The sequence below is a fragment of the Bradyrhizobium sp. DOA9 genome (genome assembly GCF_000617845.2).
GTDB lineage: Bacteria > Pseudomonadota > Alphaproteobacteria > Rhizobiales > Xanthobacteraceae > Bradyrhizobium.
This window is the reverse complement of the sequence record NZ_DF820425.1, coordinates 2,967,519-2,982,586: the sequence shown is the minus strand read 5'-3', so window position 1 is coordinate 2,982,586 and position 15,068 is coordinate 2,967,519. Positions and strand designations below refer to the sequence as shown.

The 15,068-nt window shown below is 67.3% G+C and carries 10 protein-coding genes; 2 read left to right on the top strand and 8 right to left on the bottom strand.

Translation table 11 applies throughout. From position 1 onward, the window contains the following. The first annotated feature begins 2 nt into the window (after positions 1 to 2). Complete coding sequence (locus tag BDOA9_RS13895) at positions 3 to 1,607, top strand: L-aspartate oxidase (RefSeq protein ID WP_025034548.1); 1,605 nt, start codon at positions 3 to 5, stop codon at positions 1,605 to 1,607. Between the two features lie 10 nt (positions 1,608 to 1,617). After that, entirely contained in the window at positions 1,618 to 2,496 is an 879-nt protein-coding gene (gene nadC / locus BDOA9_RS13890) for a carboxylating nicotinate-nucleotide diphosphorylase (protein WP_025034547.1), read from the top strand. A 51-nt stretch (positions 2,497 to 2,547) separates the two neighbouring features. On the opposite strand, the gene BDOA9_RS13885 is transcribed toward nadC, so the two are convergent. The 8 genes from BDOA9_RS13885 to BDOA9_RS13850 form a co-directional block, all read right to left on the bottom strand. Further along, complete coding sequence (locus BDOA9_RS13885) at positions 2,548 to 3,996, bottom strand: cell wall hydrolase (RefSeq protein WP_025034546.1); 1,449 nt, start codon at positions 3,994 to 3,996, stop codon at positions 2,548 to 2,550. A 296-nt stretch (positions 3,997 to 4,292) separates the two neighbouring features. Next, a complete protein-coding gene (ligA, locus tag BDOA9_RS13880) occupies positions 4,293 to 6,446 on the bottom strand; it encodes an NAD-dependent DNA ligase LigA (RefSeq protein ID WP_025034545.1) in 2,154 nt (717 codons plus the stop codon). Positions 6,447 to 6,593: 147 nt separating this feature from the next. Further along, positions 6,594 to 8,267, bottom strand: a complete 1,674-nt coding sequence (gene recN / locus BDOA9_RS13875; RefSeq protein ID WP_025034544.1) for a DNA repair protein RecN — start codon at positions 8,265 to 8,267, stop codon at positions 6,594 to 6,596. Between the two features lie 13 nt (positions 8,268 to 8,280). Beyond that, a complete protein-coding gene (locus BDOA9_RS13870) occupies positions 8,281 to 9,186 on the bottom strand; it encodes an outer membrane protein assembly factor BamD (protein ID WP_025034543.1) in 906 nt (301 codons plus the stop codon). 241 nt (positions 9,187 to 9,427) lie between these two features. After that, complete coding sequence (gene lpxC, locus BDOA9_RS13865; protein WP_025034542.1) at positions 9,428 to 10,390, bottom strand: UDP-3-O-acyl-N-acetylglucosamine deacetylase; 963 nt, start codon at positions 10,388 to 10,390, stop codon at positions 9,428 to 9,430. A gap of 364 nt (positions 10,391 to 10,754) precedes the next feature. Continuing rightward, the gene (gene ftsZ / locus BDOA9_RS13860) at positions 10,755 to 12,542 is read right to left on the bottom strand and encodes a cell division protein FtsZ (RefSeq protein WP_025034541.1); all 1,788 of its coding nucleotides are present in this window, start codon (positions 12,540 to 12,542) and stop codon (positions 10,755 to 10,757) included. A gap of 89 nt (positions 12,543 to 12,631) precedes the next feature. Further along, complete coding sequence (ftsA, locus tag BDOA9_RS13855; RefSeq protein WP_025034540.1) at positions 12,632 to 13,954, bottom strand: cell division protein FtsA; 1,323 nt, start codon at positions 13,952 to 13,954, stop codon at positions 12,632 to 12,634. Then, complete coding sequence (locus tag BDOA9_RS13850; protein ID WP_025034539.1) at positions 13,951 to 14,979, bottom strand: cell division protein FtsQ/DivIB; 1,029 nt, start codon at positions 14,977 to 14,979, stop codon at positions 13,951 to 13,953. Before BDOA9_RS13850 ends, ftsA begins: the two co-directional genes overlap by 4 nt. Positions 14,980 to 15,068 lie beyond the last annotated feature (89 nt).

The window sequence follows — 15,068 nt, the reverse complement described above, 5'->3', positions numbered from 1 at the left end:
ACATGCAACACGACATCCACGACCTCGCCCGCACCGACGACGTCGTCATCGTCGGCGGCGGCCTTGCCGGACTGTTCTGCGCGCTGAAGCTGGCGCCGCGGCCGGTAACCCTGATCTCGGCGGCACCGCTCGGGTACGGCGCATCCTCCGCATGGGCGCAAGGCGGCATCGCGGCAGCAATCGCCGAAGGCGATACGCCGGAGGCACATGCTGCCGACACCGTCGCCGTCGGCGGCGGCCTCGTCGATGCAGCCGTCGCGCTCGGGATCGCGCGCGAGGCGGCGCCGCGCATCCACGACCTTCTTGCCTATGGCGTTCCGTTCGATCGCGATCTCGACGGCAGGCTTGCCGTCGGACGCGAAGCTGCGCATTCCGCGCGGCGCATCGTCCATGTGCGCGGCGACGGCGCCGGCGCCGCGATCATCGCGGCCTTGAGCGAGGCCGTGCGCCGCACGCCCTCGATCCGCCTCATGGAAGGCTTCGTCGCCGAAGCACTGCTGACGGAGGACGGCGCGGTCACCGGACTTCAATTGCGCGAGGCCGGCAATCAAGCGGCACGGCCACTCGTGCTCGCCTCGCGCGCAATCGTGCTTGCGACCGGCGGGCTCGGCCATCTCTACGCCGTCACCACCAACCCGCCGGAAGCGAGCGGCTCGGGCCTTGCGATCGCAGCCCGCGCCGGCGCCGTGATCGCCGATCCTGAATTCGTGCAATTCCACCCCACCGCCATCATGGTCGGCCGCGACCCCGCACCGCTCGCCACCGAGGCGCTGCGCGGCGAAGGGGCAACGCTGATCAATGGCAACGGCGAGCGCTTCATGAGCGCCCGCCACCCGCTCGCCGAGCTCGCGCCCCGCGACATCGTGGCCCGCGGCGTGTTCGCCGAGATCGCGGCCGGACGCGGCGCGTTCCTCGATGCGCGCCAGACGCTGGGCGCGCGCTTCGCGACGCGGTTTCCGGCCGTGCATGCGAGCTGCATCGCCGCCGGCATCGATCCCGCGACGCAAGTCATCCCGATTGCGCCGGCCGCGCATTACCACATGGGCGGCATCGCGGTCGACGCGCACGGCCGCAGCTCGATCGGCGGCCTCTGGGCCGCCGGCGAAGTCTCCTCCACCGGCGCGCATGGCGCCAACCGGCTCGCCTCGAATTCCCTGCTCGAAGCCGTCGTCTATGCCGCCCGCATTGCCGACGACATCGCCGGCCGCGCCCTGCCCCCGCCGGCCCGGCTTCCCGACGGTTTGGTGACGCCGCGCGGTGGCGCGCTGGATATTGCAGAGGTGAAGCGGCTGCGCGCGACGATGAGCGCACATGTCGGCGTGATCCGCGACGGTGACGGGCTTGCACAAGCCGTGCGCCATTTCGCCAAAGTCGAGCGCGAAGCCGCACACGGCGTCCTCCGCGACATGGCGATCTCCGCCCTGCTCGTTGCGGCAGCGGCCTGGACCCGGCGCGAAAGCCGCGGCGCGCATTGCCGTTCCGATCACCCGGTCGAGAACGCAGCGCTGGCGCAGAGAACGATGACCACGCTCGCCGCGGCGCGCGAGGTCGCGGAGAGCCTCGAGGAACGCCCGCGGCCCCGCATTGCGCAATCCATGATCGCCTGAAGGAGGCCCCATGATCACCCCGACCTCACTGCTCTATCCCGATGCCTTCCTCTCGCCGCTGGCGATCGAAGCGGCCGCCGGTCGCGCGCTCGATGAGGACCTCGGCCGCGCCGGCGACATCACCTCGCTGGCGACCATCCCGGAGGCGACGCGCGCGCAAGCCATCCTGGTCGCGCGCCAGGCCGGCGTGATCGCCGGATTGCCGCTGGCGCTCGCGACCTTGCAGAAGCTGTCGCCCGAGATCGAGGTGCGCGCGCATGTCCGCGATGCCGTGCGGGTTGCGCGAGGCCAGCACGTGTTGACGATCTCAGGGCCGGCGCGCGCCATCCTCACGGCGGAGCGGACCGCGTTGAACTTCGTCGGCCGGCTGTCGGGCATCGCCACGCTCACGGCGGACTATGTCGCGCGCGCCGAAGGCACCAGGATGCGCATCTGCTGCACGCGCAAGACGACGCCGGGACTGCGCGCGCTGGAGAAATATGCGGTGCGCTGCGGCGGCGGCTTCAACCATCGCTTCGGGCTCGACGACGCGATCCTGATCAAGGACAACCACATTGCGGTCGCCGGCGGCATCCGACCGGTGCTGGAGCGCGCCCGCGCGCATGCCGGCCATCTCGTGAAGATCGAGATCGAGGTCGACACGCTGGCGCAGCTGCGCGAGGTGCTCGACAGCGGAATGGCCGACGCGGTGCTGCTCGACAACATGGACCTTCCGACATTGCGCGAGGCGGTGAGGCTCAGCGCGGGCCGGCTCGCGCTGGAAGCGTCCGGCGGCGTCACGCTCGACTCGATCGCCGCCATCGCGGCCACCGGCGTCGACTATGCCTCGGCCGGTGCCCTGACCCATTCGGCGCCGAATTTCGACTGCGCTCTGGACATCGAGGCGTAATGTCTTCGCCTCTCCCGGCTTGCGGTCCGCGAGCGGGGAGAGGTAAGAAAACTACCGCCGCTCACCCATCTCCGCGGAGCTCTTGGCTTCCTGTGCGAGCTCGGCCGACAGCGCGGCGGTCTGCGCCGGCGAGCCCCAGCTCGGTTCCTCGCTGCCGTCGCCCCAATTGCGCGGCCGATAGAAGGTGTGCACGCCGGTCTTGTACAGCTTCTTCATCTCGGCGACCCAGGACGGGCGCACCCAATAGGCATGATAGTGCGTGGACTTGCCGACCTCGGGCAGCCAGATCTGGCCGTCGAGCATCGCCTTGGAGATCTTCTTGGCGCGCTCCCACATTTCGGGCTCGCGGATCACGTCCGGATTGTTGTCGCAGGCGAAGGTGAACTGGCAGGCCAGATGCCGGTGCTTGTTCTGGTAGACCGCGCCGCACACCGTGTCAGGGTATTTGCCGGAGAACACGCGGTTCATCACCACCTGCGCCACCGCAATCTGGCCGCGCACGGCTTCGCCGCGGGCCTCGAAATAGACGGCTTCGGCAAGACACTTCTCGGACTTGGCGCGCGACTTGTCGTCGAGCGCGAGCCGTTCCGCCGGCGACTTGCCGCGCTGATTGTCGGCATTGACCTCGCCCTTCGGCGCAACGCTCTCGCCGCTCTCGATGTCCCTGGCGATCTCCGCCGTCGGCGGGCTCAGCGAGGCCGTCACCTTCATGTCGGGATCGGGTATCACGATCAGCGGCTCGGCGCCGGGCTGCCAGCTCTCGATGGTCTCGAGATTGCCGCCGAGCGACGAGCTGCCGAAGAACAGGCTCGATGTCTTGACGCTGAAGGGATCGCGCGCGGGCGCAGCCGGCGCCGCGTCCCGCTTCAGCGCTTCCAGCGGCTGCACCGCCAACGCGCGCGCGGTCTCGCTCGCCTGCGGCGGGTTGGAATATTGCGGAAGTGGCGGCGCGCGCATCGCCTCCTGCAGCTCGGGATCGAGCGCGGCCGCCGATTCCGGCGACATCGACGGCGGCAGTGCGGCGGTCTTGGCGCCGAACACCGAGCTGTTCGAGGTCGCGGGATCTTCCTTGGCCGGCGCCGCAGCCGGCGCGACGGTCTCGGGAGACTGCGTCGGCGTGACGATTGCGAGGCGATCACCCTTCAAGGCGCGATCGACCTTGGGAAAGTCGGACGCCTGGTAGCGCGGCGGCGCCTGAAGCGCCGGATTGCGGCTGATCGCGCCGGTGACGTCGCGGCCGTCGAGGCTCGCGAGCCGAACCATCGCGCTCTGCGGAACCGACGTGCCGATGGGGCGGGAAAAACTGTAGGTGGCGAGCTGGATCGAGGACGCAGCGGAGAACACCTGCTTCTGCCAACGCTCGGCGACGCCGGGTTGGCGCGCCAGCAACGAGGCAATGTCCTGATAGCCGGTCTCTCTCGGCATCAATGCGAAGATGCAGAGACCGATGCCGAAGGACGCGAACCGCGCGCCCTTCGGATGGTTACGCAACACAGACATCGATACGCTCACGCTACGCTTACGCTCGTCCGATCGAACTCAGTACATCCGTGCAATTCGACCTTTATCGTGAGTATCTAATTTAGGTTGCCGGGGCGTTAATCGGCGTTGCGCAGGCGGCACACTCAAGCGAATGCAGGTGTTTTCACGGGGCGACGTGGCGCATTGGTAAATGCGGCCTCACGCGAAGCGGTAAACATCGGGTCAACGCGAAAGGTGAAGGAACTCTTGCGCCCGCGTATCATTACGGGACGCTTGTTGCGGGAGCTTGGGCGATGAGGCGCCAAACGCGCCCCTCATTCCCCGATCAGCTTCAGCCACTCGTCTTCGGTCAGAACCTTGACGCCGTGCTTGTTGGCGTCCGCGAGCTTCGAGCCGGCGCCGGGTCCCGCAACGACGAGGTCGGTCTTTTTCGACACCGAGCCCGACACCTTGGCTCCCAGCCGCTCGGCCGTGGCCTTGGCTTCATCCCGCGTCATCCTCTCCAGCGATCCCGTGAACACCACGGTCTTGCCGGCGACGGCCGAATTGCTCTTCGGCTTCTCGGCGTCGATGATCTCGACCTCCCTGGTCAGGCGTTCGACGATGCCGCGATTATGGCTCTCGCCGAAATAATCGGCGATGCTCTTGATCACGGTGTCGCCGATCTGGTCGAGCGCATCCATCTCGGCCATCGCCTCCTCGTCGCCCTTGGCAACTTTCAGGCAGGCGTCGTGGAACGCATCCCACGAGCCGTAGCCGCGCGCCAGCGCCAGCGCCGTGGTCTCGCCGACGTGGCGCATGCCGAGCGCGAAGATGAAGCGCTCCAGCGCGATTCTGCGCCGGCTCTCGATGGCGCCGAACAGGTTGCGCACCGAGGTCGCACCGTAACCTTCGATCTCCTCGAGCTTGAGCTTGGCGTTGCGCTTCTCCAGCGTGAAGATGTCGGCGGGCTCCTTCACCCACCCCTCGTCGAAGAAATACTGGAGCTGCTTCTCGCCGAGGCCGTCGATGTCGAAGGCCCGCCGCGACACGAACAGCTTCAGATGCTCGATCTTCTGGTAGGGACAGGCGAACTCGCCGGTGCAGCGGGCGCGCGAGCCCTCCTCGCCCGTCGCCGTCTCCTCGCGCACGACGTCGGTGTGCAGCGGACACGGGCACGTCTTCGGGAAGTGGAATTCCCTGGCCGTCTTCGGCCGCTTGTCGAGCACGACGTCGACCACCTGCGGGATGACGTCGCCGGCGCGCTGGATCACGACGGTGTCGCCGATCCTGATGTCACGGCCCTCGCGCAGCACCTCGCCCTTGTTGCCGATGCCCTTGATGTAGTCCTCGTTGTGCAGCGTGACGTTCTGGACGATGACGCCGCCGACGCCGACCGGTTCGAGCTTGCCGACCGGCGTGAATGAGCCGGTACGGCCGACCTGGATCTCGATGTCGCGCAGCACCGTCATGGCGCGCTCGGCCGGGAATTTGTGCGCGATGCCCCAGCGCGGCGTACGCGAGACGAAGCCGAGCCGCTCCTGCCAGTCGATGCGGTCGACCTTGTAGACGACGCCGTCGATGTCGTAGTCGAGCCGCGCGCGCTGCTCCTCGATCGCGTGATGGAAGGCGAGCAGCTCTTCGACGGAGTGACAGAGCTTGGTCAGTGGATTGGTCTTGAAGCCGCAGCGCTCGAACCAGGAGATCATGCCACTCTGCGTGTCTTCCGGCATCGCGCTCATCTCGCCCCAGGCATAGGCGAAAAAGCCGAGCGGGCGCGAGGCGGTGATGGTCGGGTCCTTCTGCCGGAGCGAGCCCGCGGCCGAATTGCGCGGATTGGCGAAGACGGTGTCGCCTGCCGCCTTCTGCCGCTCGTTGAGCGCCAGGAACGCCTTCTTGGTCATGTAGACCTCACCGCGCACCTCGCAGATGTCGGGGATGTTGCGGCCCTTCAGCTTCTGCGGCACGTCTTCGAGCGTGCGGATGTTGGCGGTGACGTCCTCCCCGACCGCGCCGTCGCCGCGCGTCGCGGCGGTGACGAGCTCGCCGCCCTCGTAGCGCAGCGACATCGACAGGCCGTCGATCTTCGGCTCGGCGGAGAAGTCGATCCTGTCGTCGTCGAGCTTGAGGAAGCGCACGATGCGTCCGACGAAGTCGCGCACGTCCTCCTCCGCAAAGGCGTTGTCGAGCGACAGCATGGGCACGGCATGCGGGACTTTCCTGAAGCGCCCCGATGGTGCGGCGCCGACCTTCTGCGAGGGCGAGTCCGCGCTGACGAACTCGGGAAAGCGCTTCTCGATCGCATTGAAGCGCTGCCGCAACGCGTCGTATTCGGCATCGGTGACAACAGGCGCGTCCTCCTGATAGTAGCGCTCGTTGTGCCCCTCGATCTCGAGCGCGAGCCGCATGTGCTCGACCTTGGCCTGCGCCTTGGTGAGATCGGCGACGTCGCGTAACGGTGTGGCTTTGGATTTTGCTGCTCTGGCCATGGCGCTTGGATACGACGGAGCGGGCGGAGGGGTAAAGGCGGTTAAAGTGTCGGCGCAGCGCTCCTTCAGTGGTGCGCTGCAGAGCTGGGGCCCATGCGGCATGAACTCTGGGTCCCGGCTCGCGCTCCGCGCGTCCGGGACACGAGCCTAAGCCGTCGCTGCCTTCAGCAGCCGTTCCGCCGCCGCCCTCGCCTCGGCCGTGATCTCGGCGCCCGCCAGCATGCGCGCGATCTCCTCGCGGCGGTGGTCGGCGGCGAGCGCATTGACGCGGGTGGCGACGCGCTTGCCCTTGTCGAGGGCGTCCTTGGAGATGAGCAGGTGCTGGTCGGCGCGGGCGGCGACCTGCGGGGCGTGGGTCACGGCCATGACCTGGACCTTGCCGGCAAGCCGCGCCAGGCGCCCGCCGATGGCGTCCGCCACCGCACCGCCGACGCCGGTGTCGATCTCGTCGAAGACGAGCGTCGGCGCCGAGCCGCGGTCGGACAGCACCACCTTGAGCGCGAGCAGGAAGCGCGACAGCTCGCCGCCGGAGGCGACCTTCATCAAGGGCCCCGGCTTGGTGCCCGGATTGGTCTGCACCCAGAACTCGACGCGGTCGAAGCCTTGCGGCCCGGGCGCAGCCTCGTCGGTCTCGACCTGGGTCATGAATTTGGCGCGTTCGAGCTTGAGCGGAGCGAGCTCGGCATTGACCGCCTTGTTGAGCTTCTCGGCCGATTTCTGCCGCGCCAGCGACAGCTTCTTGGCGGCCGCCGCGTAGCTTCTGTCCGCATCGATCGCGGCCTGCTCCAGCTTCTTCAGGCGCGAGGCGCCGGCATCGATCAGGACGACGTCGGCGGCGTATTTGGCGGCCAGCGCGGCGAGCCCGTCGACCGGTGTCGAATATTTGCGGGACGCTGCACGCAAGGCAAACAGCCGCTCCTCGATGCGCTCGAGCTCGGCCGGATCGAAATCGGTTGCGGCCAGCGCCGCCTGGAGATGCTGGTCGGCTTCCTCCAGCGCATTGATTGCCGCGTCGATCGCCTTCACCGCCGGCTCGACCAGCGCCGGCGAGTTGACGCCGCGGCGCTCCAGCCGGCGCACCGCCGCCGAGAGGGCTGCGACGGGCGAATGATTGCCACCGACGGCTTCCTGCGCCTCGCGCAAATCGGAGGCGATCTTCTCGCCCTGCATCATGGTGGTGCGGCGGGAGGCCAGCGCGGTCTCCTCGCCGTCCCTGGGCGCCAGCTGCTTCAGCTCGTCCGAGGCGTGGCGCAGATAATCGGCCTCGCGTGCCGCGCGCTCCATGGCGGCGCGATGCTCCTCCAGCGCGGTGTTGGCGGTGCGGCGCGCATCCCAGAGCGCTTCGACCGCCGTAACGTCCTTTTCGAGGCCGGCAAAAGCGTCGAGCAGGCGGCGGTGGGTGGCGGCATCGACCAGCGCGCGCTCGTCGTGCTGGCCGTGGATCTCGACCAGGGCGGAGCCGACCGCCTTCAACGTCTGCACGCTGATAGACTGGTCGTTGATGAAGGCGCGGGTGCGGCCGTCGGCGAGTTGCACGCGGCGGAGAATCATCTCCCCGGTGTCGTCGAGGCCGTTCTCGGCCAGTATCTTCGTCGCTGGGTGATTCTTCGGGACATCGAAGACGGCGGTGACCTGCCCGTGCTCCGCACCGTGGCGCACGAGGCCGGCGTCGCCGCGGCCGCCGAGCGCCAGCGCAAAAGCATCGAGCAGGATGGATTTGCCCGCACCAGTCTCGCCGGTCAAAACCGCGAGGCCGGAGGCGAATTCGATATCGAGCCGTTCGATCAGGACGATGTCACGGATCGACAGACGCGCCAGCATGGAACCCTATTTCCTAGCCGAGACCCATCTTCTTGAAGGTCCGGCTGATCCAGGACCCCTGATTCTCGCTCGGCTCGAGACCGCCGGATTTTACAAGATTATAGGCGTCCTTGTACCAGCGGCTGTCAGGAAAATTGTGCCCAAGCACGGCTGCCGCGGTCTGCGCTTCGCCGACGATGCCGATCGCCATATAGGCCTCGGTCAGCCGGAACAGCGCCTCCTCGACATGGCGGGTGGTCTGGTACTGCGTGACGACGGTCTTGTAACGATTGATGGCGGCCGTGTAGTCGCGCTTCTGGGCGTAGTAGCGGCCGACATTCATCTCCTTGCCGGCGAGTTGGTCGCGCGCGCCCTCGATCTTGGCCTTGGCCGAGGTCGCATATTCCGAGTTCGGATATTTGCGCACCACCTCTTCCAGCGCGGCGATCGCCTTCTCGGTGCGGGTCTGGTCGCGGCTGATGTCCGGAATCTGGTCGTAATGGGAGGCGGCGATCAGGTATTGCGCATAGGCCGCATCCGGGCTGCCGGGATGCAGCGTGACATAGCGGGTGGCGGCGCCGATGCAGCCGTCATAGTCGCCGCCCTGATAGGACGCGTAGGCCGACATCAGCAGCGATTTGCGGGCCCAGTCGGAATAAGGATGCTGGCGGTCGACCTCCTCGAACTTCTTGTTCGCCGCCTTCATGTCCTTCTTCTCGTTCATGAGGTACAGGCCCTCATTGTAGATCTTGTCGGCGGGCTCCTCGACGAAGGTGTCGTCCTTGGCCGTGAACTTGTCCCAGAGCGCGCCCGTGCCGCATCCGGCGAGCGGCAGTGCGAGCATGATGAAGGTGACGGCCTGAAGCAGCCCGCGGGCTCGCGACGAGACCTCTCGGGACAAGGCCTGGAAATATCCGCGCGTCATACGCTGTGCCGACATGAGTTTAAGCCCTGACGCCTGTGATGCGCTGTCCGCCAGCCCACGAACCCCTCATGGGCGCGAAATGTAACCGTGGTGCCTGCCATGCGACCACGCCGATGTATCCGAAAACGATCGTTAACGAACCGGATAGGGAGGCATTTCGCCCGGATTAAGGCGAACCTGCCGCAATGCTAGCCGATCATGGTTACCAGGAGTTTCCCGGAGGTCGCCAACCACGTTCCGAAGGCGGCAGTCCGCGTCAGGACACATCCGGCCCGAAGGCCGCAGCGACCCGGCCGCCGACGATGCCGCGACCGACCTCACCCACGGGACGCGTGCTGCGGCGGGCAGCCTCGCCCTCGACCACCCGCCAGGCGGTCCGGTCGGCGAGCAGCGCGGTCAGGACGGCGTGGTTGAGCTTGTGGCCGCCGCGTACCGAGCGGTAGGCGCCCAGCAGCGGCAGGCCGGCCAGCGAGAGGTCGCCGATCACGTCCAGCACCTTGTGGCGGGCGCATTCATCGGCGTAGCGCAGGCCTTCGGTGTTGAGCAGCCGCTCATCGTCGAAGACGACGGTGTTGTCGAACGAGGCGCCGAGGGCATAGCCCGCGCTCCAGAGCCGCGCGACGTCGCACATCAGGCCGAAGGTCCGGGCCCGGCCGACCTCGCGGCGGAAACCTTCAGGGTTGACGTCGAAGGCGTAAGCCTGCTGGCCGATGACGGGATTGGTGAAATCGATCTCGACCTCGACGCGGAACCCATTGGTGTGGGGCCTGATCTCGCCGAAGGAGTCGCCGATCTTGACCGAGACCGGCTTCAGAACCTGGATGAAACGGCGCTGGGCCGGCTGGGTGACGATACCGGCCTGGTCGATCGCCGCGATGAAGGCCGCGGCGCTGCCGTCCATGATCGGGACTTCAGGACCGTCGATTTCGATGGTGGCGTTATCGACGCCCATCCCCCGCAGTGCAGCAAGCACATGCTCGGCGGTGGACACCAGCGGACCGTTGCGGTCGCCGAGGACGGTGGCAAAGTCGGTCGCGGTCACCTGGTCGGCGGTCGCCTGGACTTCGCGGTCACTTCCCTCAAGTCCGGTCCGGACAAAAATAAAACCCGCGTCGACAGGCGCAGGCCCAAGCGTGAGAGTAACAGGAAGACCGGAATGAACGCCTACGCCTGCCACGGAGGCTTGCGCACGAAGCGTTGTTTGCCGGCTAAACTTCATCAGGAACCCGCCCCACTAAGACCACTGCGACTTATACGAGACCCGCTTGGCCGGCCAGAGCCGACGCTTTGCGAATCTTCGTATCCCCAAGTCACGGCAAACCATAGTTGCTGCCTCAAACAGCGCCAACTCACGGTTTTTTACCGATTGTTACCCCAAACCTGCCGTATTCGCGCCAAGGCTTAACCAAATTGCGCCGGGTTTCGGGACCGTCATCGGCAGTTTTACTGAACCACCGAATACGTAATTAATGATTTAAAATCAGTTGTTTGGCTGCGCAGTCCGGACATGTCCGGATCAAAAGGAAAGGTCCCGGCAAGCTTCCCGCCGGGACCTTTTTTCGTCTGCCTTATTGTAACAATCCTCAGGTCGCCTGCCGCCGCAGGAAGGCCGGGATATCAAGATGGTCGTCACCCTGTGGCGCTGGCGCAACAGGCGCGGGGCGGCCATGGACGTCCAGACCTTGCGGCGCGGGACGACGGGCATATTCAGATACCGGCTCACTGGCTGCGATCTGCTGCGCCACGGTCTTCTGCGGCCGGCGATCGGGTAGCGGCGGCATTGCGGGACCGGCGGTGCGGGCCGCGACCGGCGGCTCGCTTTCCTCGTCGCGACGGCCGAGGCCGACATTGGCGAGGCGCTGCAGCAGCGACAGGCGGGTCTTCTGCGGGGTCTCTTCCTCGGCCTCGCCGCGGGCCTGCCGAATCTCGGCCTGCGCCGGCATCGGCAGCTCCTCGATTCGCGGCATGCGCGGCGCCCGGGCCGGACGCTCGGCCTGCGGCGGGATGAAGGTGTCGGGCGTCATCGGCTCCTGCACCGCGACCGGGGCCATGTCGGGCTCCGGGAACAGGGTCGGCTTCTGCGCGATCGGGCGCACGGTGACGTCGCCATAGGTCTGCGGCACGGGCGCCTGCGGCACCTCGGAAACGGCAGCGGCGATGGCGGCGAGCGCAGCGCGCTCGACGTTCTGACGGGGTGCGGCGGCCGCGGGAGCCGGCGCGGCGACCGGGCTATGGGCTTCGAGCTTCTGGGCGCGCTCGGCCAGACGCTGGTTGTCGGCACGGAGCCGGGCGGTCAGGTCGGCGAGACGGCTCTCGGCAGCGGCGGCCGGGGCGGCAGCCTGCTGCACCTGCGGTGCCGGGTTGGCGACCGGCGCGGAGGTCGCCTGGCTGTTGCGGGCGATCGCGGCCTGCTCGATGCCGGTGGCGACCACCGAGACGCGGATCAGGCCGTCGAGCGCTTCGTCGAAGGTCGCGCCGACGATGATGTTGGCGTCCTGGTCGACTTCCTCGCGGATGCGGGTCGCGGCCTCGTCGACCTCGAACAAAGTGAGGTCCTTGCCGCCGGTGATGGAGATGAGGAGGCCCTTGGCACCCTTCATCGACGAGTCGTCGATCAGCGGGTTGGCGATCGCGGCTTCCGCGGCGGTCAGCGCGCGCTTGTCGCCGGAGGCTTCGCCGGTGCCCATCATCGCCTTGCCCATTTCGCGCATGACGGCGCGGACGTCGGCGAAGTCGAGGTTGATCAGGCCTTCCTTGACCATCAGGTCGGTGATGCAGGCGACGCCCGAATAGAGCACCTGGTCGGCCATCGCGAAGGCGTCCGCGAAGGTGGTCTTCTCGTTGGCGACCCGGAACAGGTTCTGGTTCGGGATGATCAGGAGCGTATCCACGACCTTGTGAAGCTCGTTGATACCGGCTTCAGCGGTACGCATGCGGCGGCCGCCCTCGAAGTGGAACGGCTTGGTGACGACGCCGACGGTGAGGATGCCCATGTCGCGCGCGGTCTTGGCGATGACGGGAGCAGCGCCGGTGCCGGTGCCGCCGCCCATGCCGGCGGTGACGAACACCATGTTGGCGCCCGAGAGATGGTCGCGCAGCTCGTCGATCACCTCTTCCGCCGCCGCGGCGCCGACGTTCGGCTGCGAGCCGGCGCCGAGGCCTTGGGTGACGGCCGTGCCCATCTGCACGATGCGCTGCGCCTTCGACATCGTCAGCGCCTGCGCGTCGGTGTTGGCGACCACGAAGTCGACGCCCTGCAGGCCCGCCGTGATCATGTTGTTGACGGCGTTGCCGCCGGCACCGCCGACGCCGAACACGGTGATCCGGGGCTTCAGTTCGTGAATATCAGGAACGTTGATGCTGATGGTCATGGTTGCTGCCTCTCGTCACGCGCGCGTGGGTTCGCCCCGGCCGGTGGCCGCGGGAGTTGGTGAAAATCGAAGATTGCAGAATGCGGTCATCAGAAGCCCTCGCGTAGCCATCGTCCGACCTTTCCGAAATATCCGCCGGTCCCTGTCTTGACCTGCTGCCGCGTATGCCGCGGTTCGACATGTTCGAGGTGAACATATTGCGGGTAGACGAGAAGTCCGGTCGGCACCGCGAACGCGGCGTTCTTCGCCTCAACGGGCAGCCGGCCGAAACCGAGCGGACGGCCGACCCGCACGGGCCGGCCGAGAATCCTTGTGCCGAGGTCGACGAGACCGGTCAGCTGCGAGGCGCCGCCCGAGAGCACGACGCGGCCGTTGGGCTCTGCGGCGAAGGGCGAATCCTTCAGCTTGTCCCGAACCATTTCGAAGACTTCCTCGGCACGGTGCTTGACGATGTTCGCGATGGTGGCGCGGGAGACGATCTGCGGCAGATCCTGCTCGTCACCGGCTGTCGGCACAGACATCAGCTCACGCGAGTCCGATCCGCCGGTGATGACGGTGCCGTATAAGGTCTTGATTCGCTCGGCATCGGCAATGGTCGCCGAGAGTCCGCGCGCAAGATCCATCGTGATGTGTTGCCCGCCGACCGCAAAACCCGCCGCATGCACGAAGCGGCCGCCCGAATAAACGGCAATCGTGGTGGTGCCGGCGCCCATCTCGACGACGGCGGCGCCGAGATCGGCCTCGTCGTCGGTCAGTACCGCCAGGCCGGCCACATACGGGCTCGCTGCCATGGCTTCGACATTGATGTGGCAGCGCTCCACCGCCAGCATCAGGTTTCGCGCCACGGTGGCGTCACAGGTGACGACGTTCATGTCGACACCGAACTGGTGCGCGACCATGCCGCGCGGATCGCGGATGCCCTTGACGCCGTCGAGCGTGTAGCCGACCGGCAGCGCGTGCAGCACGGTGCGGCCCTCGCCGGTGGCATGGCGCATGCCGGTGGAGGTGACGCGGCTGACATCGGCCGGCGTCACGGCGCCGCCACGGATGTCGGCGGCAGCCTCGACCAGCTGGCCGGCGAGCCGCCCGCCGGAGACCGACAACAGAACGGACTCGACCCGCACCTTGGCCATCTTTTCGGCGAGCCCGACGGCCTGGCGCACCGCCTGCTCGCATTCGCCGAGATCGATCACCGCGCCGGCCTTCATGCCGCGCGACTGGATCTGGCTGTAGCCGATCAATTCCACCGCATGGGTGCGGCCGCGCAGCGCATCGCTCGGCGGCGACGGCTTCAGCCGCGCGATCATGCAGGCGATCTTGCTGGTGCCGATGTCGAGGCAGGCGACGAGGCCGCCGCGCTTGTGCGGCATCGGGCGCGTCTTGGGCGTCTGGGTGCGATCAAGACCGGTCATGCGGAATCCCCGGCCTTCTTTTTCTTCTTGTCCTTGAACAGCTCCTCGCGCGCCTTGGCGGCGTCCTCGGAGAGCTGCACCACCAGCCGGTCGGGCAGTCGCATGTCGACGGCGACGATATCGCGCGAGAACAGCCTGTCCTCCTTGTCGAGCTTCGACAGCGTCGCAAGCGCGTTGCCGACGTCCTGCTCGGGCAGGCGGATGTCGAGACCGTCCTTGAGCCGCAGGTTCCAGCGCCGCTCGCCGACGTAGATCGCGGCCTTCGTCACCGAATTGACCTGCGGGTAGCGCGCCAGCAGCGCCAGGAAATCGCGCGCCTGGGTCTCGGCGCCCTTGCCGACCACGAGCGGCAGGGACAGGAAGCGGCGCGACACATAGGGCTCGAGCACGGCGCCGTCGTCGGCGATGACCGAGAGCCGGCCGGCCTCCTGCCACAGCGCGAACGCCTTGCGCTCGGTGAGCTCGATCATGAGCTGGCCCGGATAGAGCTTCAGCACGGTCGCATCCGCGATCCAGGGATTGGCCTTGAGCTTGTCGCGCACCGCCTCGGCATCGAGGAACAGCAGCGAGGAGCGGCCGCTGACGCCGCCGATCGCGAGGATCTCGTCCTGGGTCAGCTGCTTGCGGCCGTTGATCACGACCGAGGTGATGCGGAAGCCGGCGGAATTGGCCAGCGCATTGCGGGCATCGCTGACCGCGGTGACGAAATCCTGGAGATGGCCGCCCTTGACGATGCCGAAGCCGCAGCTGCCGATCAACAGCAGCACGGTCATGCTGAGGCCGACACGGCGCGGCAGATAGCGCTCGACCAGCGCAACCAGGCGCGGCGGCGGCTCGCGCTCGACGGCGGCCCTGACCTTGGCCTTGGCTTTGGCCTTGTCCCTGGCGGCAGCGCGCGCCTCTTCGTGCTTGTCCTGCACCCACTCGCGCAGAAGCACGACCGCTCCGACAGCGGCCGCCTTCAGGTCAGCTTGGGGCCTCAGCGATCTGAAAAGCGACCGTGTGAGGCTTCCTGCTCCATCCATTGCACGAGCTCGTCAACAGTTTGCCCGCGACATCGCGCGGATCCTGGCGAACATGACGTATCGGTGCCGGGCCGGGTGCTGGTCTTCAG

Excerpts from the sequence above, each read along its gene's own strand:
- BDOA9_RS13895 (WP_025034548.1), top strand. The coding sequence starts at position 3 with ATGCAACACGACATCCACGACCTCGCCCGCACCGACGACGTCGTCATC.
- nadC (WP_025034547.1), top strand. The coding sequence starts at position 1,618 with ATGATCACCCCGACCTCACTGCTCTATCCCGATGCCTTCCTCTCGCCG.
- BDOA9_RS13885 (WP_025034546.1), bottom strand. The coding sequence starts at position 3,996 with ATGTCTGTGTTGCGTAACCATCCGAAGGGCGCGCGGTTCGCGTCCTTC.
- ligA (WP_025034545.1), bottom strand. The coding sequence starts at position 6,446 with ATGGCCAGAGCAGCAAAATCCAAAGCCACACCGTTACGCGACGTCGCC.
- recN (WP_025034544.1), bottom strand. The coding sequence starts at position 8,267 with ATGCTGGCGCGTCTGTCGATCCGTGACATCGTCCTGATCGAACGGCTC.
- BDOA9_RS13870 (WP_025034543.1), bottom strand. The coding sequence starts at position 9,186 with ATGTCGGCACAGCGTATGACGCGCGGATATTTCCAGGCCTTGTCCCGA.
- lpxC (WP_025034542.1), bottom strand. The coding sequence starts at position 10,390 with ATGAAGTTTAGCCGGCAAACAACGCTTCGTGCGCAAGCCTCCGTGGCA.
- ftsZ (WP_025034541.1), bottom strand. The coding sequence starts at position 12,542 with ATGACCATCAGCATCAACGTTCCTGATATTCACGAACTGAAGCCCCGG.
- ftsA (WP_025034540.1), bottom strand. The coding sequence starts at position 13,954 with ATGACCGGTCTTGATCGCACCCAGACGCCCAAGACGCGCCCGATGCCG.
- BDOA9_RS13850 (WP_025034539.1), bottom strand. The coding sequence starts at position 14,979 with ATGGATGGAGCAGGAAGCCTCACACGGTCGCTTTTCAGATCGCTGAGG.